This is a genomic window from Peribacillus sp. YIM B13481, from assembly GCF_042787985.1.
In the GTDB taxonomy this organism is placed as follows: Bacteria; Bacillota; Bacilli; order Bacillales; family DSM-1321; genus Peribacillus; species Peribacillus simplex_A.
In genome coordinates, this window is the sequence record NZ_JBHZPE010000051.1 from 1 (window position 1) to 23,256 (window position 23,256).

At 36.0% G+C, this 23,256-nt stretch carries 18 protein-coding genes and 4 pseudogenes; 6 read left to right on the plus strand and 16 right to left on the minus strand.

Going from position 1 to position 23,256, the window contains the following annotated elements:
- Positions 1 to 1,162 precede the first annotated feature (1,162 nt).
- Positions 1,163 to 2,113 (minus strand): annotated as a pseudogene (locus ACFX4X_RS21140) (IS3 family transposase); the annotation flags it as partial.
- A 294-nt stretch (positions 2,114 to 2,407) separates the two neighbouring features.
- Positions 2,408 to 3,004, minus strand: a complete 597-nt coding sequence (locus ACFX4X_RS21145; RefSeq protein WP_377386143.1) for a serine/threonine protein kinase — start codon at positions 3,002 to 3,004, stop codon at positions 2,408 to 2,410.
- A gap of 342 nt (positions 3,005 to 3,346) precedes the next feature.
- Here ACFX4X_RS21145 and ACFX4X_RS21150 point away from each other — a divergent pair.
- The 4 genes and pseudogenes from ACFX4X_RS21150 (at position 3,347) to ACFX4X_RS21165 (ending at position 7,947) form a co-directional block, all read left to right on the plus strand.
- Positions 3,347 to 3,819, plus strand: a pseudogene (locus tag ACFX4X_RS21150) (NUDIX hydrolase).
- Positions 3,819 to 4,907: a glycosyltransferase gene (locus tag ACFX4X_RS21155; protein ID WP_377386146.1), complete on the plus strand. Its 1,089-nt coding sequence runs from the start codon at positions 3,819 to 3,821 to the stop codon at positions 4,905 to 4,907. The pseudogene ACFX4X_RS21150 and the gene ACFX4X_RS21155 overlap by 1 nt, the downstream one beginning before the upstream one ends.
- 565 nt (positions 4,908 to 5,472) lie before the next feature.
- The gene (locus ACFX4X_RS21160) at positions 5,473 to 6,261 is read left to right on the plus strand and encodes a HipA family kinase (protein WP_377386149.1); all 789 of its coding nucleotides are present in this window, start codon (positions 5,473 to 5,475) and stop codon (positions 6,259 to 6,261) included.
- Positions 6,262 to 7,302: 1,041 nt separating this feature from the next.
- Positions 7,303 to 7,947, plus strand: a pseudogene (locus tag ACFX4X_RS21165) (2OG-Fe(II) oxygenase).
- A 555-nt stretch (positions 7,948 to 8,502) separates the two neighbouring features.
- Here the strand turns inward: ACFX4X_RS21165 and ACFX4X_RS21170 are convergent.
- Positions 8,503 to 9,075 (minus strand): YybS family protein, encoded by a 573-nt coding sequence (locus ACFX4X_RS21170; RefSeq protein WP_377386178.1) that lies wholly within the window; start codon positions 9,073 to 9,075, stop codon positions 8,503 to 8,505.
- Positions 9,076 to 9,175: 100 nt separating this feature from the next.
- Between ACFX4X_RS21170 and ACFX4X_RS21175 the strand changes: the two genes are divergently transcribed.
- The gene (locus tag ACFX4X_RS21175; protein ID WP_377386152.1) at positions 9,176 to 9,631 is read left to right on the plus strand and encodes a hypothetical protein; all 456 of its coding nucleotides are present in this window, start codon (positions 9,176 to 9,178) and stop codon (positions 9,629 to 9,631) included.
- 165 nt (positions 9,632 to 9,796) lie between these two features.
- On the opposite strand, the gene ACFX4X_RS21180 is transcribed toward ACFX4X_RS21175, so the two are convergent.
- From ACFX4X_RS21180 to ACFX4X_RS21225, 10 genes and pseudogenes are all read right to left on the minus strand, one after another.
- Positions 9,797 to 11,227 carry a PQQ-dependent sugar dehydrogenase gene (locus tag ACFX4X_RS21180; RefSeq protein WP_377386154.1) on the minus strand — a complete coding sequence of 477 codons (1,431 nt, stop codon included), beginning with the start codon at positions 11,225 to 11,227 and terminating at the stop codon, positions 9,797 to 9,799.
- A gap of 602 nt (positions 11,228 to 11,829) precedes the next feature.
- Positions 11,830 to 12,326, minus strand: a pseudogene (locus ACFX4X_RS21185) (transposase); the annotation flags it as partial.
- Positions 12,327 to 12,462: 136 nt separating this feature from the next.
- The gene (locus ACFX4X_RS21190; RefSeq protein ID WP_377386156.1) at positions 12,463 to 13,242 is read right to left on the minus strand and encodes a hypothetical protein; all 780 of its coding nucleotides are present in this window, start codon (positions 13,240 to 13,242) and stop codon (positions 12,463 to 12,465) included.
- Between the two features lie 924 nt (positions 13,243 to 14,166).
- Entirely contained in the window at positions 14,167 to 14,592 is a 426-nt protein-coding gene (locus ACFX4X_RS21195; protein ID WP_125162696.1) for a VOC family protein, read from the minus strand.
- 1,015 nt (positions 14,593 to 15,607) lie between these two features.
- Positions 15,608 to 16,036, minus strand: a complete 429-nt coding sequence (locus ACFX4X_RS21200; RefSeq protein WP_284470644.1) for a DoxX family protein — start codon at positions 16,034 to 16,036, stop codon at positions 15,608 to 15,610.
- A gap of 69 nt (positions 16,037 to 16,105) precedes the next feature.
- Positions 16,106 to 16,960: a M56 family metallopeptidase gene (locus ACFX4X_RS21205; protein ID WP_377386159.1), complete on the minus strand. Its 855-nt coding sequence runs from the start codon at positions 16,958 to 16,960 to the stop codon at positions 16,106 to 16,108.
- A complete protein-coding gene (locus ACFX4X_RS21210) occupies positions 16,960 to 17,376 on the minus strand; it encodes a BlaI/MecI/CopY family transcriptional regulator (protein WP_061463356.1) in 417 nt (138 codons plus the stop codon). Before ACFX4X_RS21210 ends, ACFX4X_RS21205 begins: the two co-directional genes overlap by 1 nt.
- A gap of 282 nt (positions 17,377 to 17,658) precedes the next feature.
- Positions 17,659 to 18,327 carry an NAD(P)H-binding protein gene (locus ACFX4X_RS21215; RefSeq protein ID WP_377386161.1) on the minus strand — a complete coding sequence of 223 codons (669 nt, stop codon included), beginning with the start codon at positions 18,325 to 18,327 and terminating at the stop codon, positions 17,659 to 17,661.
- Between the two features lie 70 nt (positions 18,328 to 18,397).
- Positions 18,398 to 18,967, minus strand: coding sequence for a histidine phosphatase family protein (locus ACFX4X_RS21220; RefSeq protein WP_089364686.1), 570 nt, complete (start codon positions 18,965 to 18,967; stop codon positions 18,398 to 18,400).
- Between the two features lie 27 nt (positions 18,968 to 18,994).
- Positions 18,995 to 19,339 carry an avidin-fold protein gene (locus ACFX4X_RS21225; RefSeq protein WP_176432046.1) on the minus strand — a complete coding sequence of 115 codons (345 nt, stop codon included), beginning with the start codon at positions 19,337 to 19,339 and terminating at the stop codon, positions 18,995 to 18,997.
- A 241-nt stretch (positions 19,340 to 19,580) separates the two neighbouring features.
- Between ACFX4X_RS21225 and ACFX4X_RS21230 the strand changes: the two genes are divergently transcribed.
- Complete coding sequence (locus tag ACFX4X_RS21230; protein WP_061463358.1) at positions 19,581 to 20,102, plus strand: DUF2179 domain-containing protein; 522 nt, start codon at positions 19,581 to 19,583, stop codon at positions 20,100 to 20,102.
- A gap of 329 nt (positions 20,103 to 20,431) precedes the next feature.
- Here the strand turns inward: ACFX4X_RS21230 and ACFX4X_RS21235 are convergent, their stop codons facing one another.
- The 3 genes from ACFX4X_RS21235 to cls form a co-directional block, all read right to left on the minus strand.
- Complete coding sequence (locus tag ACFX4X_RS21235) at positions 20,432 to 20,833, minus strand: cytosolic protein (RefSeq protein WP_284470640.1); 402 nt, start codon at positions 20,831 to 20,833, stop codon at positions 20,432 to 20,434.
- 64 nt (positions 20,834 to 20,897) lie between these two features.
- Positions 20,898 to 21,653: an exodeoxyribonuclease III gene (locus tag ACFX4X_RS21240; RefSeq protein WP_377386165.1), complete on the minus strand. Its 756-nt coding sequence runs from the start codon at positions 21,651 to 21,653 to the stop codon at positions 20,898 to 20,900.
- Between the two features lie 75 nt (positions 21,654 to 21,728).
- The gene (cls, locus tag ACFX4X_RS21245; RefSeq protein WP_377386168.1) at positions 21,729 to 23,234 is read right to left on the minus strand and encodes a cardiolipin synthase; all 1,506 of its coding nucleotides are present in this window, start codon (positions 23,232 to 23,234) and stop codon (positions 21,729 to 21,731) included.
- Positions 23,235 to 23,256: the final 22 nt, after the last annotated feature.

Consider the following 23,256-nt stretch of genomic DNA (forward strand, 5'->3'; position numbering starts at 1 on the left):
AAAAAAAGGTAGATTTCCTCAGAATAAACTGAGAAAAACTACCTCTATTGGCCCGAAGGGACTTTTTCAGTGCCCTCTTTATTAACCCTCTCCATTTTTAATTAGATTGTTATCAGGCGTGATTAATAAGAGTATGATCTATGTTGAAATGGATATTGTTTAGGCATTTTATTAACTAGCTCCTAAAGCAGCAACTCTTCTCATCCTTGTTGAGGTTTAAGGCAACACTACTACTTTCTCCGTACATGAAGAGCAAAACTTGGCATATTGGATACATTTCTAATGAATCATTCCACTCAATTTGCCACCATCGGCTGGGTCCCTTGGGCGCCATCGACGCATAGGTTTCGAATTCTGCAGGAAAACTCCCTACACCAACTACTTCGATATATTTGAAGTTGGTTTCTAAACCCTTTGAAGAGGCTCAAATAATTAGGGATGCACATTTGTCGAACAGGAGTGGGGAATACAGTGAAACCGGCCTCCGTATCGGGGACCTTGCTCCGACTAACCACGCAACAGATCCTGGAACTCAAAGGCAAACAAAACAAGATCTCCGGGTCAAGGAAGGCAAAACAGAAAAAATCCGCGATATGTATATCGCGAATTGCTTTCAGGAGGTCTGTTGCTATGCCAAAAACGTCCAGAGTCCCTACTATTTATTCCCGTCCAGAAAGGTAGGCCTAACTCAGGCCTACAGGCAGTTAAATTAGGCCGCAGAGTTTGCTGGCGTGTAGTATGTCAGAAATCATACCTTATGAAAGACATTTGGCTATTGGTTTTACAAAGCCACGAAGGATATTACCATGCTGCAACAGATCCTGCATCATTCCTATCCTTCTGTCACCCTACGCTACATGGGTATTACCGAAGAAGAAACAAACAATATACTAAAAACATTTAGCGTTTTCATTATTAAAAAATAAAAATGACGCATTCAAAACGTTCGTACAATGTAAGTTCTTGAAACTAGTTCGTAGTTTACGAACGTTAAAAATGGCTGTCTCAGGAAAAAACGCCACCGTTCGCGAACGTGTATTTTTATGAACGGGAGTAAATTTCGAAAATTTTATAGTCTAAGAGAATTCCAACCTAAAAAGTCGAACTCCTTTACGTGAACTGACCCCATAAAGTTAGACAGGTTATCTCGTTAGGCAGCTTGTTAGTCATGAGCTCGGTATTGTATACCGGGCTCATCCCTTTTAATTTTGCCTTGATTCGATTGTGATTATAGTATTCTATATATTTTGCTAGTTCTTGTTTAAAGTGTTCCACACTTTAAAATTCTTTTAGATAAAGAAGTTCCGATTTCATGATACCAAAGAAATTTTCCATAACAGATTTTATCGTAACAATTCCCTTTGCGAGACATACTTTGCGTAATGCCACGTTCCGGCATTACGGTATTGTTTCATTTGATAATGCCAGCCTTGATCGGAATGAATAAGGAGAGTATCGTCGTCTGTTAAACGTTCAAAAGCTTGATCTAACATCGTTGAAATGAGTGAGTAGGTTGGTCTTGAACCGATTGTATACGTAATGATTTCTCCATTAAATAAGTCCAATATCGGATAAATATAGCTTTTCTCCAAATAATTTAAACTCTGTAATATCCGTAACCCATTTCTCATTTGGTTTTTCAGCTTTGAAATTGCGATCTAAAATATTTCGTGCAATCTTCCCACAGTCCCTTTGTAAGAGCGATATTTTTTCATACGGACAAGACATTTTAGCCCTACCCTAGTTCTTTCATGATACGCTGTACCTTTTTGTGGTTTACCTTGTGTCCGCGATTTTTAAATTCATCACGAATACACCGGTAACCAAACCGCCCCTCATGTTCATCGAAAACAGATAATCAATACTTTCAGTTCTGCATCTGGATCAGGACGACCGAAGTTTTTTACCCAATAGTAATACGTGCTACGAGAAATGTTTGCCAGCTATATATGTGCTTTCACCGGGAATGCATTCCTTAATTCATAGACTACTTGTTCTTTGTCTTGTTTGGTGATTTTTCCTTGTTTTGAACTAAGGCATTCAACTTTTTTAAATTGGCATTCTCCAAACGTAAACGATCATTCTCCGCCTGTAAAGCCTCTATTAATCCTTCATCGGTACTGAGTACTTGATGTCTTATTTTTCATGGATTGTCTTACTGCCTGTATTTTTTCTTCTGAAGAAAATCTCGCCATAAAAAACTGCACCTCCAATTGTTAGTTGTGTCTAACAATTGGGGTGCAGTTCAACGTTAAGCAATCGACTCTTTTAGATTTTCCTGCTTGTACAACATAATTGGTTTTGTGAGGAATTCATCATAATTTTTTTTGAAGTATGCCATACTTGCACCGGTTAGAGCCTTTGCTGAAGCCATCTGCCCATATTGTCATCCTAACGGATAGGTTTCCTATATCGCATTGAAATCAATATTTTTCTGCCAGTCTTCATATGATTCAGGATCGATTTTCTTTGCTTGTTCAAGGAATGAATCCAATAACCCCAATTTCTTTAGATCACGAAACATCTTCGGATTATATGGGTCATTCATTGTGAGGCCATCTGAATGATCGATTGCTTTCAGCACATTTCCCTTTGTTACAACAAAATGTCCGATAGAGGTCTTGATTCTAATAAATCCAACTCTCTTTAGTTCCTTTCGAATCATTATGATTTGTTCTGTAAACGATTCGGGAATATCATGCTTTCCTTTCAAATAATCTTTTAGATTGGGACCTTTTAAATACTCCATAATAACATAGTTTGGTCCGACTTCGTATAACCTCGGAACAATATGAGTTTCCTTCGCTGCTTCAAGTGCTTTCCCCTCTTTAGTTGCTGCATTTGGATTGACATAAATTTTTACGCAAAGATCTTCATCAAGCTGAAAGACTGCACCTTGACTTCCTTCCCCAATTAGTTTTAATGTGGTTGGATTATGAATAATAAGTTCTTTTTTACCGTTCTTTTCTATTCTCTCAAGCTTTATTGATTTAAATTCATCCATCTAATCTTGCACCTCTTTTCTTCTTTTTAATAACCATAACCTATAATATGAAATCATCGATTAGTTGCTTTAGGTTAATAACACTTTTTCACAAAATTAATTCATACCCTCTTTTACTGGGTTCTTAAGGACGAGAAGGACCTATAAGCAATTGGTGCATAATTCTCTTAAGCAAAGCTTTTCCCAGCATTTCTTCAGTGTCTTATGCTCATACACATTCAATTAAGAACTTTACAAAAAACATACAAATATATATACTTGTCCGTTTCGAATCTTTTCTATTTTGCATTTACTATAAAAGAGTAAAAACCAGAAAGGAAATGATCTGAAAGGAGACTTGTGATGGGATACATTGAAGTTTTACGTGCTCTCGTTGGGACTAGAGCTTTGTTACTTACGGGGGTCACCGTTTGGTTATCGATCAGAACAGCCGTTTTCTGATGGTACAATCCGATAAAATGTGGAAATTCCCAGGCGGCTTTATTGAATTAGGAGAATCTGCGGAAGAGGCATGCAGACGTGAAATTTTGGAGGAAACAGGGATTAACATTGGCACCCTTCAATTAATTGGCGTTTTTTCAGGGAAGAACTATTTTACGAAGCTTCCTAATGGTGATGAATACTTTCCAGTCAATATTGCTTACGTGACCGAAGAAATACTCAGCGGAGATTTAAAACCTGATGATATAGAAATACAAAAGGTACAATTTTTTAAATGGTCCGCTTTTCCGAAAGATTTAACTGAACGAGATCGACAAATATTTCAAAGTTTTATCGAAAATTTGATTTTAGAGGGAAGGAAGGGATTGAAATAGTGAAGACAATCGCTTTTTACATTAGAGAGCCTATTAAAATAAATCAAGGATTTATGTACAATCAAATCATTATGTTGGATCAATATCGGCCTATTGTAATAGGACCTTATCCAAATAGCGACAATGTTCAATTTCAGTTTGAACATTATTATAATTTGAACGAAATTCAAGACCTTGGAGCCTTCTTTAAGGAGCAAAATGTCGTCGCGATTCACGCTCATCAAGGGAAACATTCCATTGATATTTTACCAACAGCTATAGAGTATGATATTCCTTTGATTGTACATTTTCGAGGACGTGATTCTTCCACTCAAACATATCAGAGATTTCGCAAAAATGTCCTCCGATATCAAAATTTAGTAAACCATGGAGCTGGTTGTTTTGCAGTTTGCCATTTTCTTGCAGATGAATTAAAAAAATTAGGATTTAAAGAAGATAAGGTACATGTATTATATGGCGGTCTAAATTTAGATTTATACCCATATGTCCAACGTTCCCTACCTAAGGAAGGAGAAATCCGAATCTTGTCTGTAGCCAGACTTGTCGAGAAAAAAGGATTCCTTACGCTTTTGAAGGCCTTTCAACGGATTCATCAGGAATACCCAAGAACGACACTGCACATCATTGGTACAGGTGAAGATGAAGAGAAGATAAGAGTTTTCATTGATGAAAACCAATTAAACGAACACGTTTTTCTTAGGGGGCCAATGGATTCTAACCAAATTTCTAAGGAATTAAGAGATTCCCATCTCTTTTGCCTTGCCAGTGAAACGGGCGAAGATGGCGATGTAGAAGGGATCCCAAATGCATTAAAAGAAGCCATGGCAAGCGGTTTACCAGTCATCTCCACCTTTCATGGAGGGATTCCGGAATTGATTGAGCATAAAAAAACAGGATACCTTGTTCCTGAGAAAGATGATTTAAAATTGGCTCAAGGTATAAAATATTTCCTGAGTCATCCAAGAGTATGGAAGAGATATACCAGAAGTGCAAGACAGGTTATTGATGAAAATTTTGATTTGAATAAACAAATCATCGAACAACAAAGGCTATACAGCTTAATAGAAAAAAATAACGAAGTTAATTGACATAGTCAAAGTAAATGATTATGTGCTCAGTAAATTAGCGATGTTTCTTCCCTCCTTTTGTCCCCCGTACTAGTATATATCCCAGGTGAATTCATAAAAAGTACTCCTGAATCACATTCCAAAAAATACAAATTCAGTTCAGAATGCCAATACACGAGATCGGACCATAAGCATTTTCATTGTAGTACAGGAAGGCGGCTATTTTGTCCATTTGATTGATCATGGAACATGTTGGGTGGATATCATTGGTCTGAAAAAACGCTTACCCAGAATCTGAAATACGATATCCCTTACCAAAAAACTAACCGTTGGGGCTTCTCTATGCTAAAAAAATTGTACCCCTTCCCAACGAATCAACTATGAAGTTACCCAAACCATCCCTGTAGAGGGCGGGTTCTCGAAGGAGTAAAGTAAGCGCTGTATAAATTTCTTTTAGAACAAAAGGTCATTTACCGAATCTTATAACCAATTTCATCGATCAATACAAGAGCAATATGGTTAATAAAAAAGACAAGGTAAAAAAGAAATAGAGCTAGACAAATATTTTTAAAGGAGATAAAGTGATATGACAAAATATCCAGTTCGATATGTACAAACATTAAGGGGCGGAACCGCACATGTCATTCTTTTCAGCGATGGTAAAGAATATGTCGTGAAGTGGTTCGATACTAAGAAAGAAAGAGAAAAAGAAGTGGTCAATGAATACCTGATCGGCAAATTGGCAGAGCTCCTTTCACTTCCCGTTATCCCATTTGATCTTGTATATATACCGGAGGAATTTATCAAGAAAACTCCTGAATTACAATCCACTATACACAACTATAGTTCTGGATACCAATATGGCTGTGTTTATATTAAAAACAGTACAGTTTTCGAAAATGTTAGAGTGAATCCTCCCACTAAGACGGATGTTAAAAACCGAGATATGCTGGCCGGTATAACGGTATTCGACCAATGGGTAAATAACTCTGATCGAGGTACGATGAATGTCATTTTGGAAAATCTCAGTGATGGTGGCTATTATGTCCATATGATTGATCATGGCAGAGTTTTTCCGGGACGTTACCAATGGTCAGCTCAAACGCTGAGAGAAACACCGGTATATAACTACCATTGGCCTTTTTATAAATGGGCCTTCTCTCTTCTCGATGATCACACAGAGCTTACATCGTATATTGAAAAAATAGTGAATTTGCCGAACAAATCGATTTATCAAGTGATTGAATCAATCCCAAAAGAGTGGAATGTGAGTACGAAGGATAGAGATGCTCTCTACAAGTTTCTTTTAGACCAGAAAATTAAATTGCCAGATATCGTTAATCGTATCATCCAGCATCATAGCAATCCAAAATAACGCTGGTTTTTCCCCAGAAAAAAGTAACTCCTTATTAGCTTTAAAGGAGTTACTTTTTTTATCTGTAAATCTTTCCATTCCATATAGGACTCGGGATCCATTTCTTTTAACTCTTCCAAGAACAATGGTAATAGACCCAACTTTTTAAACCTTTGAATATCGACTCTAGCCTGTTTCGATTCCTTGTATAGGAGCTATAATGATCAATTACTTTTAATTCCTCATCTTTAGTTACAATAATGTGGCGCAAATAGGCATCCATTCTGGTAAACTTTAACGCTCCATTTCTTTAAGCACAAAAAGAATTTGCCTCATCAATTTTCCGGATAGGATCCCTCAAAATTCCAAAATATTGGAATAAAGTTGGCCCCTCAAGATATTCCATAATAATATAGTTTTGCCCCACCCATAAAGCCGTGGAATAGTGGATGACTCTTGTGCAATTTTCAATACATCCCCCTCTTTAATGGCATATTCTGGTTTTGTACAAATTTTCACACATTTGTCTGAAGAAATTTTTAAAACGGCCCCTTGCGACCCCTTACCATTCAGCGGAAACGAAGTTGGATTTTTTATTACATCACCTTTTTAATCCCTTCAGTAACACTGATAGATTTAAAGTCCTCCGCTTTCGTTCACTTCCTTCACATTTCCTATCATACATTTCTTTTTCTCTTTTTCTCTAAGTTTCTTGAACGGCTTATTACGAAAGGAAATACGTTCCTTTTTTTGAAAAGTCCTTCTATAATTGATGAAGAAGGAATTAAACTCACGTATGAATTTTGGTGAAAATACACACATGAATATCTTTACAAAGTGACTTGGGCAGATTATTTTATGTAAATGATTAGAGTTTGCCATAGTCAAGCGCTAGGTCACCAGTAATTTTTACTGGTCCACCTCATAATCGGAGCACTGTCAGCAAGAACTAAGAAACAGTTATATAAAAAGGTTCGTGGTATAATTAACATAGTAAAACGCTTACAGTGGCAATTCAAACTAATTGTTCGGAAAATTCATTCTATTAGGACTCGATGAAAGTTGACGGTGGAAAATAAAATAAGTAAAGAACAAACTATTTTTAATCATATTGGAAATAAAATCAAAACGGAAGACCGAGACATTAATGTAATTGCTAGATTAGATGAACCACTAATTGTAATATTAGGGAATGTTTTGAGTGACGAAGAATGTGACGGACTTATTTAATTGTCAAAAGACAGAATGAATCGTTCCAAAATTGGAGTTAAGCACGAAGTAAATGAGATAAGAACGAGCAGTAGTATGTTTTTTCAAGAAAATGAATATGACATCATTACCAAAATCGAAAAAAGGATTTCAACAATCATGAATATACCCATTGAACATGGAGATGGTATTCAAATTCTTAAATATACTCCTGGGCAAGAATATAAAGCCCATTTTGATTTTTTTACATCCTCAAGTATAGCAGCAAAAAACAATAGAATCAGCACAATCGTCATGTACTTAAATGATGTAGAGCATGGGGGAGAAACTTTTTTTCCTAAACTGAATTTTTCAGTATCACCTCAAAAAGGAATGGCAGTGTATTATGAATATTTCTATAACGATCAAAACCTTAACGACCTGACTTTACATGGTGGAGCTCCAGTTATTACTGGAGAAAAATGGGTTGCAACGCAATGGCTGAGAAGGAAAAAATAGTCTCCAGATGTCAGATGTTTTAAAAATGATAGATGTAATTCACTTCCTGCTCCCACATAACTGTCACCTCAAAACCTTTATATCTATATTAATAGATGAAGAATGAAGTTCGAGAAAAAAACACAGAAAATAGACATCTTTTTTTCTCATCGAGTTCCTTAATGAACTAATGCACCTATTAGTTCATAAGGGATTTTCCTGATAAAATATGGCCACGAGGTGAAATCAAATACATGACCAATAGCCTAATTAAGACTTGTCCATGGACCTCCAAAACTTCGTCTTACCCCTTCTGCTATTAAATGCTTTAAGGCATCTCTAAGTAAACTCCATCCAGTGAAATGTTTGTTTGGCAATCCGGATATCCAAGTTCTTATTAGCTTAACTTTGCATTTCTTTTCACCATGCAGTTATGTTATGTATTTGCACACCACTTACCCAACGGGCAGTATGTAAAGGTGGAAAAGCATGAGGAACATCCGCTAGAGTTTCCACGCCCTTATACCCCAAACGTCCAAACTCTGATTATTCGTTCAAAAAGATTTTACTCAACTGTTAAGGCAACGCCCGACACAATCTATTCATGAGTATTCTACAAAGTTCCGCGAAGATCCAGCAGTATAGAAAACTCAATATAAATATTATTGCAATAACCTTTGGATCCATAGGTGTATCAACAGTAGGGCCTAGCACTGGAAAACGGAATACATACAGAATCACCATAATACCCGTAAGTAGACATATTGATGAAAAGGAAACAACCACAATTCTCCTCTTCAATTGTAAAAAGGCCACACCCATCGCAAGACCTAATAAACCTGTTGTAAAGGGAAAGATAATTAGTTCACTCGGCTGAATAATAAATAAAAGGAAAAGCGTAAGGGTATAAGAGAGAATTCCCTGACGGATAGAAAAACAAGTAGCTAAAAAAATTGGTAATGTCGCCAGAAAACTAATTAGAAAGCCTATACCAGGCATAAAGCCCCCTGCTGATTGAAGCATAGTGGAAAATGTACTCAATAAGGCTGTAATAACTAACTTGGTTGCAAGGGTCATTTTTCTTACAGGAACATAGTTTGCAGCTGTCCCTATCATCGATTGATACCAATAACGAACAAACCGATTGATTAAAACCACCCCTAAAAACAACCAATTTGTCACTTTCTATACTATTCATACCCTTTCGCTTTATGCTGTATTTCCTGTAAGTAATCAATTGGAATGAGGATTGCCCCTCCATGGTTATTTAAAAAAATTAAAGTATTTGCGGAAAAAGTTTACAACTCCAATTAACTTAACGTTTACGGATCGATGGGAAAGTCTAATTGCAGATGCTGAAATTTCTTCTGGAAATGGTAAAGTATTTATACTTACTCCAACAAGAGTAATAGCTGAGGGACCTCCCCCCACTTGCCGATTTTTTACTTTTTACAAAGGTAATATCTATATTGCACACCAGGGATTAATTATTATTGTAAGACCAGATGGCTCCAAGAAGGATATTAGTTCAGGATTACCTAGCATTGGAGTTCATCATAACAACGGTGTTATCTTGGTCCCGATAAAAAAATGTATTTTTGGCAAGGAACAGCTACAAATTCCCGTGTTTCAAATGGGCAAGTTTGGAAAGGCGCATTCTCTCCCTTTGGTGTTCCTTCCTATTTTTCATTTGGGGGAACAATGAATTCCTTAAGCTGATGGGAATGGGTGTGCAAGGTATTTTTGAACAAACTTTATTACGAAACTACAATTAGCTCTATTTTGAAATTTTCTACTTTGTCTTTATTGTCACAAATACAGTAAATATATGACAAATATTCCAGCCGTCGAATTTTATAGTTTTAATAAATCATGGAACAATTTCAAAAACAGTACCTTGGTTTAATTCAGTCGCTTTCATAGAGCCATAAACCCCTAAATATAGACTGGTTTGATCCAGATTCGTTCCCAAACTAACATAATAAGCTGATTGCGTCCCAAAGTTATAATCAGTTTCAATAACACTAAAATCGTTTAGTTTACAATCTGTACTTACCCTGGTATAAGCTAAAACCCCTCTAACCGGAGGTCGAGATTCTTCCTTCCGGGCAAGATCGGTAAACACAACGCTTCCCGTTAAATTTGGGATTCTATTCCCCATATACGGCTGCACTCCTGTAAGTGCAGTTCCTCCAAACTTATCGGGGCGAGGATCTTTATGAAAATAACTAATTAAAGGCTGTAGACGCCTCACAGAAGTTTTTACTGTGTCATTGTAATAAGCAATCGTTTTCTCATTCAAAGCCGGGTTTTCAGAACAGCCCTTTATAAACGAAGTAGGAAAAGCACCTTCCCACCCTCGCCAACCAAAGTTAATAAATCCTTCTTGGTCAGGTTTAATTCTCATTAAAGAAGCTTGAATAAGCTGAGTAACCGGTATTGGTTTATAATGAACGAATGAAAAAATTGACTCTACCAAATCCTGTCCGACATTCCCCACATATTTGATATACTGATTATAAAACTTTTGAAATGAAATGCCTGTTATATTGCGAACCCCTTTTGCAATTACCGTAAGCGTTTCCTGAATAGGTGAGGGAAGTTCATTAAAACGTGTGACTACGGGTGGATCATCGATAAATGTATTCTTAACTATATCAATTTCAATTATTTTACCAGCTATCTCCATATCATCTTGACTTAAATTAAATGGATCATAGCCTGCTCCACCATCTCCAGTTGTTAAAATAAGTTTTCCGGTTTCAGGTGAAAAGTTTAAGCTATTGACACCATTATGATTAAAAAATGGTCTTCTTATGTTAAGTAATGTCCGTCGTTTTTGAGGTTGACCATTCGATTGTAAAATCCATTCTTCAACTGTATCAATATGATCATATTGAGTTTCTCTATTTATCCACTTTAGGTTTAAAGTTCTGGGATCACACGGGTTAGGCATAAAATGTTCAGTAAGGGCCCCTGGACCTTGTGTTCCAGCTACTGAATAATGAAGATAAAACAAACCGTTATAATAAAATTCTGGATGAAACGCTAGCCCTATTAATCCCCGTTCATCATATCCCCTACCTGAAACACCTTGTTCAGAACTACCTAATTTTAAGATTCGCGAGCGAATATCTAAAAAAACCCTAATAACTCCGTTTCCTATGTAAAAGATTTCTCCTACCTGAGTTGCAATAAATAATCTTTCAATTGAGTCACCCGGAAGAATAGTTGTTTTCAAAACGGTGGGTAAATTTATCTTACTTACAATGGGTCGTAAGCTAACCTTTTCTTTTATCAACTAACTTTACACCCCTTTTTATTGTTTTCTATTATAAGAATATGATTAGGGATGCTCTATTAGTATCAAATTAGGGCCAAGGAATCGGGTAAATTTCCTTTTAATATTGGTCCGTTTTTGGTATGTTCTATGCGGATATTAAAATAGATAAATAAAAATTTCAAATTGTTTATATTACTATACGCAGTCATAGATGTTGTTTTTTGCATTTATATTGACAGGTGTTATTAAAAGGGATTTACATTAGTTCGATTACATAAGTTTCATTTTTCCGCTTATTTCTTTTTATAAGGAGTTTTTTACTTTATGGATTTCAACGCACTTCTGGAAGCGAAAGGGAACCCACTTGAAAATATTGTGAATTAATCAAAGTAACAGGGGCATATCTTCAATGAGATCTTCCATAATCGGAAGCTTTAATTGAATAAGAATCACAAAAATTATTAAACTTTTTTATAAAAGGATGCTTCAATTGAATATAAAAAAGCGTGTTTCGATTAATTTCAAAACACACTTTTTCTATGTACTGTGGATTTGAGTCAATATTTTGGACACAAAAAGTTAAACCTTAAGCTGTATTTCTAATTTTATCTTCAATGGCTTTAATATCCTAAGCTGCTGTGAATTCGTTTTCGGTTATACCAACCTTCAATAAATTGGAACATCACTAATTTAGCTGTTTGATAGTCGAGATATCGCACGTGATTGACTTTGTTTCCATTTGAAAGGATTCAATACAGGCATTATCGTATGGACAGCCTTGTTGACTAAAGGATTGCTTAATAAGGTGGTTTTGGAAAAGATGAATTTAAACTCACTGCTTGTATATTGTAAGCCAAGGTCCGTATGAAGAACTAAGCCACCAAGGGCTTTTGTGAAAAATGAGCGTTTTCAAAAGCTTTTAAGACCAGTCCTGTCGTCATAGAACTTGAAAAGAAATACCCTACTACTGCTTTCTTTGAATGAAGATCCAATACAGAAGTGGATAAGAACGATATTTTTTCTTCGTGATAGAACGAATACTCGCCTTGCTCATTAAGCGTTGAACACGTTTTAGACTTAGAGAAAATCCTTTGGTTAATAAGATTTGATGTATCTGTCAAGACCATGGAACCTCTAAAATAAATACACTATAGAACAAGGATTCTTTATTAAATTCGAATTCAACCTCTTATTAGTTTTTACTTTACAGTCCTTACCTTATTCAGCATTCTTGCTTGAATTTAAACCCTAAATCATTTACCTTTATTGCTATTTCTAAAACTATCGAAATCAGTCTTAATGTAATGAAAGACCTTTGCGTTGCCGTTATGGTCTGGATGAGTTATTTTTAATAACCCTTTATATTCGGCTAACAATTCTTTATAACTCGCCATTTTTGAAAGCCCTAATTTTTCACTATAATCATTTGATTGGGCAGTGGAGCCGTAATTGTAATTATCTCTTATGTTGGCTTTTACTTTTATCAATTCATTACGTAATTCAATATTTTCTTTTAATAAATCCTTTGTTTCATTTTGCAATTCACTTTTTTCATTCTTTAGAATGACTACTTCCTTTTTATACATATCCCTTTGCTGAATTAATATTTTTTTTGCAGTCTCATTGAGTTCCTCAATTCCTTCTATTTGCTTATCTTGGGCTTGTATTTTTAATTTTAATCGGTGTATGATTTCGTCCTTATTTTGATCTAACATATCATTTATTGCCAGCCTTGAGGATTTGCCTTCGATTATGTATCCAGTGTTACTCTTTCCGTTTCCCCCGTATTTAACCTTACCTTCTCGTAACCAACGTCGAACAATTTGAATACCACTGCTTTCTGTAATTCCTGCATCCTTTAACAGGTCGAAAGCTTGGTCTGTATCATCCAGAATATATCCAGTTTTTCTTTCCCCGTTTCCTCCCTCGTATTTAATCTTTCCTTCACGCAGCCATCGTCGAACAGTTTGAATATTACTACTTTCTGTAACACCTGCATCCTTTAACAGGTCGAAAGCTTGATCTGTGTTCACAAAGTTCCCCCTTTTCATCTTATTACGCCAAGCAATGTTAAATTGAGTGATATTACCCTATTAATTGAAAAAAATGAATCATTTTAATTCTGATAAATAGCAGGCTATGGATGATGTGGCATTTTGGCGGGAAATTAATAGATATAAATATAATAAAAAGGAACGATTCAAACCGACTTCAATTGAAGTGTATATATTTTCTAAACGATCAATGATATGAGTGAGTTATTCAAGACTGCTTTTTCTCGATTTTAATGCCCCTATTTAAGGTATCATGCTGATTAGGAAGAAATTATCTACTTTATTTCTATAGCACTGCCTGTACCATCTGTAATTTGTTACATCCTATTTGGCTTGTATGTATGCTAATGTTTTAAATAATAGCATAGCTAATTCCTATACAAATAACAAACAGTTAAAGAATAGATGACAGATATCACAGAAGGATAACGAAAAGGTATCAAAATTTAAGATGGCAAAGAATAATTAACGATATCTTCTTTCCTTTCCAAGACATGACACAAATGGTGGTCTTCGGTTATTAGGCAGCCTTTTATTAGTTAAGTACAAAAATTATTAATCAGATTAACAACGGCTCCATTCAAGGGAAACATATAGGGACAGTGTGAAGAGTGTGTACTGTGAGGGGTATTTTGATTTAATAAAACTCCCCTTAATTATTGTTGTGAATCCGCGTAATACTTACGGGACTCCATTCTGTGATGCTTCATTAAGAAGGGAGCTTTTAATATGCATCTAAAGTTTCATCCATGCGGTAAGGGATATTCCATATTAAAAACCCCAATCTCTCAGTGATAACAATGAGAAATTGGGATTTGATTTTTCAACTATTGTGCCTTCAGTTGCAACTAAGATTCAAAAAACAGCTACTATGCTTGGGGATATTTTTTTCCTAGAGAAAATTCATTGATGAGCCTCTGTGTAAATTTGAAAGGTAATACCGAATTTGTCCAATACTATCCCATAAGCAGGGCTAAAAAATGCTTCCTGGAGTGGCATTTTCACTTGTCCGTCTTGCGACAAGGAATCAAAAATTCGTTTTGATTCTTCGATATCGTTAGTTGAAATACAGATCGTAACTTGATCTCCAGTTTGACTGGTTTGACCCGGAAACGTATCTGAAAACATGAGGTCCGTTTCTCCAACCTTTAACATTGCGTGTGAAACAAGTTCCTTTGCTTCTTCTGGTAAAGGGAATTCCGGGTTTTCTGGCATTTCTCCAAAAGTTTGATTAAAAAGGACTTTCGCATCCAATGCTTTTTCGTAAAATTGGATCGCTTCCTTCGCATTTCCGTTCATCATTAAATAGGGAGACAATCTCATGGTCATAGTTAAATAGCTCCTTTTGTTCTAATTTTTTTACACGGCATGAGTAACTTCCAAGCTTCCTTTTGAAATTGTCAGTGGCAATACCCACTATACCATTATTACCCATGACTTTATTTTATAACAAAGAACATATGTTCGTCAATGAAAATCACTCAAAACCAATTGGTTGTCCTATCTCGGTGTATGTATGCTTCAACAATTGTTGGTTTTCATTTTGATCATTTAATAATTCTCTAATACTTGATTCAACAGCGGCTGGAAGTTCCTCAAGAGCTCACAAGCTAGTAGGTTCCTCGTCCATATGTATATCTATGAAAGGTTCAAGAACCATTTGCATTTCTTTAACAATCAAATTAGGAAGAACATATATTCATTATCCCCTGAATCAAATAAAACAAGTGTAATTAAGGCGGAGTCTTCGTATTTTTATCCTTCTGTAGGGAACGTTTGTCACCTTTTTAATGAGTATAGCTTTATAAAAATAATGGTATTTCTTAATGTGAATAGATTAGGGGGGCTTATATGAAGTATTTGTTAGTAGGTTATCGATTTTATTCAATGGGATCTAGCGCTTTATCAATTTCATTGGATCTTAAAGGGAATTCTCGTCAAAACTACCACGTTCTTTGGCAATCCAGTATATACTATGCCTTTTTTACTGCATAATCCAAGGCATCCTCCACAATTGAAGACTGTTCTTTAAACTCCAAAGGTGATTGGTTGACCTTTTCATAATGGATTAAGAAAGGGTGTGCTTTGACAATTCGTTTATAGTAAATTACTTATATCTGAAATGCTTGATTTTACATCAGTTTCAGAGCATGGAGCATTTAAACAAGAAATAGAAGATTATATCGGAATTTCTAAAGAAACATCAACGAATCAAGGTGAAATGAAAAAGGCATGAGGATTCATGCCCTCAAGCTCCGCTCCTTGACTAAGTTTTTTGAATCCGTTCAGTAGAAAAGTTTTTATTGACTTTAATCCATTCGTTTCAATTTGGTAACCTTCCTTATTAACTCGCTATTTTTTCTGAATTTTTCGTTTTCTTAGGGTTTGGTAGCTTAGAGTCTATAGATAGGAATCGGCTTCCATTTAATACTAGGTGAAGTGCAATAATCATAAGAACCAGGTCCAGTTCGAAACCTGTACCTTCTCCATTCCCCATAAAACCTGCTGGAAATTTCACATAAACAATTGCACCAGCCATAATGAATATTAGTAGAGCAGAAATTATTCTTGTTCCAAGACCTAAAATTAAAGCTAATCCTCCAACCAATTCAATTGTACCAACAACATAGGCCAAAAACCCTGGAATGCCCATACTTTGAAACCATCCTGATGTGTTATCCAATCCACCTTGGAACTTTGATAAACCATGTAACAAAAATGTAATTCCCAACATTACTCTTAATAAAAAGGTACCGATTTCTTGTTTATTCATGACACATCTCCTTTTATTTATTTTACACTACAAAGTGTAGTGTAAACTTGCAAAAAAATCAAGTGAAAGTCATCCGACAATCACTATAGTCATTCCCAATAATATCACCAAAACATATATAGAAACAAAAATCGTGGTACTATCAGCCCTCAAAGGAATTGTTTTATGAGGATCAACTAAATGCTGAAGTCTATAGTTTACCGATTCATTTGAGAAGTGGACAATGACAGGAGTTGATTTATCAGAGCTAAAATGTTTAATTAACTTCAACAAAGCAGCGCTTATGCCTAAATCAGTGCCCATTTTATTAATCGCATATTCATCGGCTAATAATTCACTTATTATTTTGTAATTTTTATAACACCATTTTGTCAGTGGAACAAACCATAAAGTATGCGAGATCAACTGTAAAATAAAGATTACCAGTGGATCATATCTTTTTTGGTGAAATGCTTCATGCTCCACTACCGCTTCCAGCTCGTCAAGCTCCAATAATTGAATTAAACCAGTGCTTAAAACAATGAAAGGTCGCCTGAAACCAAGCGTAAACGCAAGTGGTTGATTAGCATTAACAACTAAGATATCTTTGTTGACCTGTTTGAATGTTTCATTTATTGTCCTTGTCTTTTCAACGTTTTTGTAGGTAAAAAGCTTTTGTTTGAACCTTCTGGATAGAAGATATTGCTCTGCAATTTTGAAAAGGGTGCTCAATATACTATAGGATATTACTATATTGAGCAGTGTGATGACTATAAAGTAGTAAACTGAACCTTCCTTGAATAGACTAAAGCAAAATTTAAAAAAGTTGGCTTTAATATTTACTCCAAAAAAGATATGTACCAAAAACGCTCCCATTTGGCTCCATACTACACAAGCAATTAAAAGACTCAGGCTTATCACAAAATAAGACTTTTTCTTCCACATTATAATTTATCCTTTTTTAACGATTGAATTTTTTGTTCCAATTTTTCAATTAAACCTTGGTCAGCGTCTTTCATGGCATCAAGCATATGGCTAATGACAGCCCCGCCAAACTCATCCAGCAAATTCTCAGTCAGTTTCTTTGACTGCTCTTCTAAAAACTCGGCTTTAGACTGCACGGGGCGAAATAATGAAAGCCTTCCTTCGGACCTCTTTTCAAGAATGCCCTTTTCAACTAAACGGTTCATGACTGTCATTACAGTATTAAAGTTGATAGGCTTGTCAAGCTCCAAGGATTGCTGGACAGCTTTAATACTCTGTTCATTTTTATCCCATAAATATTCCATGATATTAGCTTCCAAGGGACCAAAGAAACGATTCAGTCCAACTTCATCATATTTAAAATTTTTAATATTCATTTTTATCACTCCCACTACGAATTGTAGTGGAAAACCTAGTTGGAATCAAGTTTCATCCGGAAGATTAGAAATGAAGTAGTATCATGAATTTCTCTATTGATTGACTTTAATTACCTTTCCAGACCCCTTTGGCCTGGACTTTCCAATTTATCCAGGTTCTCACTATTATACTCCACTTCCTTTTTTCAGCTACAAATGTTCATCTGCTGTCAGATACATCCAAAACGGCTTTAAAATTATAAAAAAACGAGCCTATTGGAGGCTCATTTCATGAATTTATGATTAACTCCTTGTTGAAAGTCTCTCTATTTCATCAGAATTATAAAGATGAAATCCCCTTGTCGTGGTTTGGGCTGCAGCATACATTGCAGCAGCTACTTTGTTTGCTTCTATGGCACGATATGGGCGTAAAGGGCCCATAAAGAGAAATTTAGCAAATGGGCTTAGCATACTAGAAATCTTTTCACCTGCCCTAAATTCCTTTCGTTCTCCAAGAAGTAAGGAAGGACGGAAAATATGTACAGAATTCAAATCTAGGTGTTGTAGTGTTCCTTCCACATCGCCCTTAACACGGTTGTAAAAAAACTTTGATTTGGAATCGGCTCCCATGGCTGTTATGACGAGTAATTTTTCAACATTGGATGTTTTCGCCATTTTAGCTGCTTCGATTACATAATCATAATCAACTTTACGAAAAGCTTCCCTGGATTTAGCCTTCTTGATCGTTGTACCTAAACAAATGAAAACATCCGTGACGTTGAACAAATCGGCATACCTGGATAAATTTTCGAAATCCACAATATGCCCTGTGCACTTGGGCTCTGTGAATTCCGTTTCCCTTCTTGTCATAAAATGGATTTCCTTATAGATTTTGCTACTGCTTATCTCTTTAACCAACTGGGTACCGACCACACCTGTAGCCCCTAAAATCAATGCCGTCTTTTTAGTCATTATTTCCTTCTTTCCTTCATTAGCTCCTGAATATCAACCATACCCATTTTTAACCCCAACTAATATAGGACTAAGATAAATGATTCACTTGATTGAAATCATCAATAATCCAAGAATCGGCATCAAATCTAATCGTACTCAAACATGCATTGAACAACCGCATTTCTTTGGAAACGATTGACTCGTTTGACATCAATCGTAAAATGAAATGAATGACAGCGCCATGTGCAACAAGTATCACTTTCTTGTCAGGATACTCCTTTTGAATTTCCTGGAGCCCATTCATCAGCCTGTTTCGTAAAGAATCCTGATTTTCCTGACCGGGATATAACTTATCCGTGAATGCTGCTTCCCTTTCTGCTGCTGTCATTCCTTCAGCGACGCCAAAATTCTTTTCAATGAATGCTATTTTTTCAATTACCGGAACTTCGATATAATTGGAAATGATTTCAGCCGTTTCCCTTGCCCTTTTTAGTGGGCTTGATATGATTACATCCCAATCCTCTTTAGACAAAAATTCACCACATTGCCGTGCCTGTATCTTTCCTAGTTCATTTAAAGGGATATCAGTCTGCCCCTGCAGTTTCCCTAGTGCATTCCAATCTGTTTGACCATGCCGCACTAAACAAATAGTAGTAATTGTCCTCAAACCCCTCTATGCAGAATCTTATTTTTTCACTTCTTCAATGATGGAGTGTCCTTCACTATGCTCGAGATCTGACCATTTCCATTTTTCATGCAAACGTATCCTTCCATCAGGCAGCATTTCAGGGGTGGAAAGACAGCTTCCTCCTCTTATTTCACCTTTTTCATTGATATGATTATACCTGAATTCAAGAGATCCATCCATATGGACAAGCCCTATTAACGTACCTTTAACAATCTCTCCACCCTGATAACTTGCTGAAAGAATAGAACCTTCTTGTGAATAGTGAAAGGAAGTATTTCCTGATACTTCCCCATTTTCAGAGTTGACTTTTGCTCTGAATATCCGTCCATCATAATTAATCATATTCATTCCCCCATATTAATCAATAAGGATAATGATACCAAATTAATAAAAAAAAGAGTATTAAAAATCTTATAAATACTTAATTCGTTCACAATGGAAATTCCATAAAAAATACTTAATATTTCCCATTGAATTCTTCTATTATAGTGTGGTTAGATTATGGAAGATGTTACATATAGTATGAACATTCCCGAGGATGAAACATCTAAATTTAACTAGAAGATATTGGTGAGGTGCTCAATTGAAAGAAATACTTCTGATTCTGCTATTGCAACTTATTTATGTTCCGATATACACGCTGCGAACCATTTTCTTAGTAAAAAATATTACCATACTTGCCTCGATACTGGGTATCGCAGAAATGTTAGTATACGTTTTTGGTTTATCCCTTGTATTTGGCGGTGACCAAAGCATACTCGCCATGGTTGTCTATGCAGTCGGTTTTGGAATCGGAATAATTTTTGGTACGAAAATTGAGCAAAAACTCGCCATCGGTTTTATTAATGTAACCGTTAATACCCAAACCAAAAATGAACAGTTAGTTGATACCCTAAGGAACAACGGATTTGGTGTCACTCTTTATACGGGCGAGGGCAGGGATAGCAACCGCTATCGGATGGAAATCTTGACAAAACGAAACCGGGAACAAGAATTAATAGCAACCGTTGAAAAGTTTGAACCTAAGGCTTTCATCATTTCATATGAACCACGCTATTTTAAAGGTGGATTTTTACTGGACCGGTTGAAAAATAAAGCAAGCTGAACGAAATGCAAAAGCCCATCTTTATAAAGATGGGCTTTTGCATTATTTGGTTTTTGATTTTCTAATCTTGACTGTCCTGGTAACCGGTTGTTTTTTTATCCACTTTAAGTATTTTTTCAATGCTTCATCATTTTTTAGCAATACAACGTTATATAGTCGGATGGCGAGCTCTCGGTTTGAATACAAGGCGTGCGTGAATCTATTTATGACATGATTTACAGAGATAAGCAATTGGTAAATGGCTGCCGCTTAACTCCTTAGGAGATGGTCAGTTCAATCTCAACACTGCCACAAAGCCCACAAGTCCCTTTCATCTCATCACCCGGCAGTTAAGGCTTTACGGATTTTCCTTCTTCAACAATATGAAACATCAAATGGGCAAGATGATGGATTGGTCCATACTCTTCGTTGTCCTCATCATCTTCTGCATCTTCCACTTCATCCATGCCTTGCAAATAAAGTGCCATGAATTCATAAAAGTCATTTTTAGAAAAGGAATAACAATCACTTGGATCCTGATTATCTTCTTCATACTGCAAAACAAGATGAGATAAATCACCCTCATCATCTTCTGCATCAAAAAAAACGAAATACCCGATATTTGTATCCAGTTCAAATAATCTGCGAAAACCGCGTGATGTTGTTTTTTCAAACTCAGCCGCCGTCAGTTTTTGCACTTGCATGCTATCTACATTATCTTCTTGATGAAAGCCCACGATAAATGTGTTCATAATCCTAACCTCCTGTTAAATATGGATAACCAATAGTATCCCCATTTAAACGAAATTATTCGATTTAGAGGTTCGTTTCCAAGACGACCGGGCAATGATCACTACCCATAACATCGCAGTGAATGTTAGCCTCCATTAAAGAATCCGCCATCCGTTTAGAAACAATGAAATAATCGATTCTCCAGCCAATATTCCGCTCTCTTACTTTACTCATATATGACCACCAAGTATAGGCACCTTCCTGGTTTGGATAAAAATGGCGAAATGTATCGATAAACCCTGCATCAAGTAATTCAGTCATCTTCCCACGTTCTTCATTAGTGAAACCCGAATTCCCAATATTAGGTTTTGGGTTTTTCAAGTCGATTTCCTGATGTGCGACATTCAGGTCACCACAAAAGATTACCGGTTTCACCAAATCCAGTTTTTTAAGATAATCAATCATCCCATCTTCCCATTCGAGACGGTAATCAAGCCTAGATAAATCCCTTTTGGCATTGGGTGTATAAACATTCACCATATAGAATTTCTCGAATTCCAGTGTTATGATCCTGCCTTCCGGCTCCTCGTCCAGCCCCCCTACACCATATTTCACGGAAAGCGGTTTTTCCTTCGTGAAAATGGCTGTACCGGAATATCCTTTTTTCAGTGCATAATTCCAATATTGATGGTACCCTTCCAATTCAAGTGAAATCTGCCCTTCTTGTAGCTTAGTTTCTTGAAGACAAAAAATATCTGCATCCACATCTTTAAAGTAATCTAAAAATCCTTTTTTAACACAAGCCCTAATACCATTCACATTCCAGGAAACCAATTTCATATTCTCTTTAATTCTCCTTATGGCCAACTAATTTCATTACATTTCAACTATACTATTTATCTTCATTTTTTCCCATTAGAGTACATTCGAAAACAATCTGGCAAATGATTCTTTTGAACGTTCCAAGAAGCCACGATCGTTATACCTGATTGAATCTAGCTTATCACTATCTTTCATATCTTCTTTGTAATGAGTGACAAGATCATCAATGGTACGGCTGCCCATAAGAAAGACATTGACTTCGAAATTCAGATGAAAACTCCTCATATCCATGTTTGCGGTCCCTATAGAGGCCATATCACCATCTACGATAATAAGTTTTTGATGTAAAAAGCCCTTTTTATACGAGTATACCTCTACACCGAATTGAAGCAGCTCCCCGAAATAGGAGCGACTTCCATATTGGGTTAAAAACCCATCATTTACTGCCGGAACCATAAGCCTAACTTGTAACCCCTTAATGGCTGCATGTTTAATTGCTGCTTTAATGGCTTGATTAGGTACGAAGTATGGGCTTGCAATCCAGATTGATTCAGTGGCGCTAGTAATAAGCGAATAGTAAAAATCACTCATTATTCCCTGTTGTGTATCAGGTCCGCTCGCTACAACCTGGACAGCTCCATCCCCATGTTCAACTTTATTTTTGAATACTGGACGTTCTTGCAATACATCTTCCCCACTAACATATTCCCAATCCAGAAGGAAAACGGTATGAAGCATAAATACCGCTTCCCCTTTCAGGACCATGTGTGTATCTCTCCAAAAACCAATGTTTTTATTTCGTCCCAAATATTCCTCACCTACGTTTAATCCGCCTACAAAACCAATTTCACCATCAATGATGATGATTTTTCGGTGATTCCTAAAATTGAACTTTTGATTGAAAAAACCATGTTTCAATGGCGAAAATGGATAAGCTTTTATCCCCGCATTTTTCATCCGCTTAACTTCATTATTTGAAAGGCTTAAACTACCCGCTGCATCAAAAATGAATAAAACTTCCACACCAACTTTTGCTTTTTCAATTAGGATGTCTATAATTTCGGTACCAAGCCTGTCTGAACGAAAAATATAATATTCAATATGAATGAATTTTTCAGCCTTTTTTAACTGTTTAATGATTTCCGTAAACGTTTCGTTTCCATTTTTCAAAACTTCCGTTTGCGAAGATGTACTTATAGTTGTCTCAGAAGCATTTTTGGCAAAAGCTGCGAATGATTGCTGATGATTATTCAAGAACGAAAGATCTGGCGGTGATACATGAGTGACAAGACTCTTCCATTCTTCCCGATCTCTTTTCCTTTTACTTCGAAACAAATACCCCTTTAAATAGAGCTGACCTGAAAATAGATAAAATACATATCCAAATACCGGGAAAAACAAAAGTACATACATCCATAAAAGGGTCTCGTGAGCAAATCTATTTTCCAGCATGAGTGAAAACATGGTAACAAACATGACAAAAATATATAATCCAATAAAAAATAGCTTCACGTTGAAGCTAACATGAGTGAAAAGGATCACATAAACTGCGGCAATTAAAATAAATAAAAATACAAATTCCATTCTTCTTCTTCTCATCTTTTCATTCTCCTACACAACA

What these genes read in the sequence shown, in the direction of transcription:
- ACFX4X_RS21145 (WP_377386143.1), bottom strand. Translation starts at nt 3,004, where the DNA reads ATGGATGAATTTAAATCAATAAAGCTTGAGAGAATAGAAAAGAACGGT.
- ACFX4X_RS21160 (WP_377386149.1), top strand. Translation starts at nt 5,473, where the DNA reads ATGACAAAATATCCAGTTCGATATGTACAAACATTAAGGGGCGGAACC.
- ACFX4X_RS21195 (WP_125162696.1), bottom strand. Translation starts at nt 14,592, where the DNA reads ATGACCATGAGATTGTCTCCCTATTTAATGATGAACGGAAATGCGAAG.
- ACFX4X_RS21200 (WP_284470644.1), bottom strand. Translation starts at nt 16,036, where the DNA reads ATGAATAAACAAGAAATCGGTACCTTTTTATTAAGAGTAATGTTGGGA.
- ACFX4X_RS21205 (WP_377386159.1), bottom strand. Translation starts at nt 16,960, where the DNA reads ATGTGGAAGAAAAAGTCTTATTTTGTGATAAGCCTGAGTCTTTTAATT.
- ACFX4X_RS21210 (WP_061463356.1), bottom strand. Translation starts at nt 17,376, where the DNA reads ATGAATATTAAAAATTTTAAATATGATGAAGTTGGACTGAATCGTTTC.
- ACFX4X_RS21215 (WP_377386161.1), bottom strand. Translation starts at nt 18,327, where the DNA reads ATGACTAAAAAGACGGCATTGATTTTAGGGGCTACAGGTGTGGTCGGT.
- ACFX4X_RS21225 (WP_176432046.1), bottom strand. Translation starts at nt 19,339, where the DNA reads ATGATTAATTATGATGGACGGATATTCAGAGCAAAAGTCAACTCTGAA.
- ACFX4X_RS21235 (WP_284470640.1), bottom strand. Translation starts at nt 20,833, where the DNA reads ATGAACACATTTATCGTGGGCTTTCATCAAGAAGATAATGTAGATAGC.
- ACFX4X_RS21240 (WP_377386165.1), bottom strand. Translation starts at nt 21,653, where the DNA reads ATGAAATTGGTTTCCTGGAATGTGAATGGTATTAGGGCTTGTGTTAAA.
- cls (WP_377386168.1), bottom strand. Translation starts at nt 23,234, where the DNA reads ATGAGAAGAAGAAGAATGGAATTTGTATTTTTATTTATTTTAATTGCC.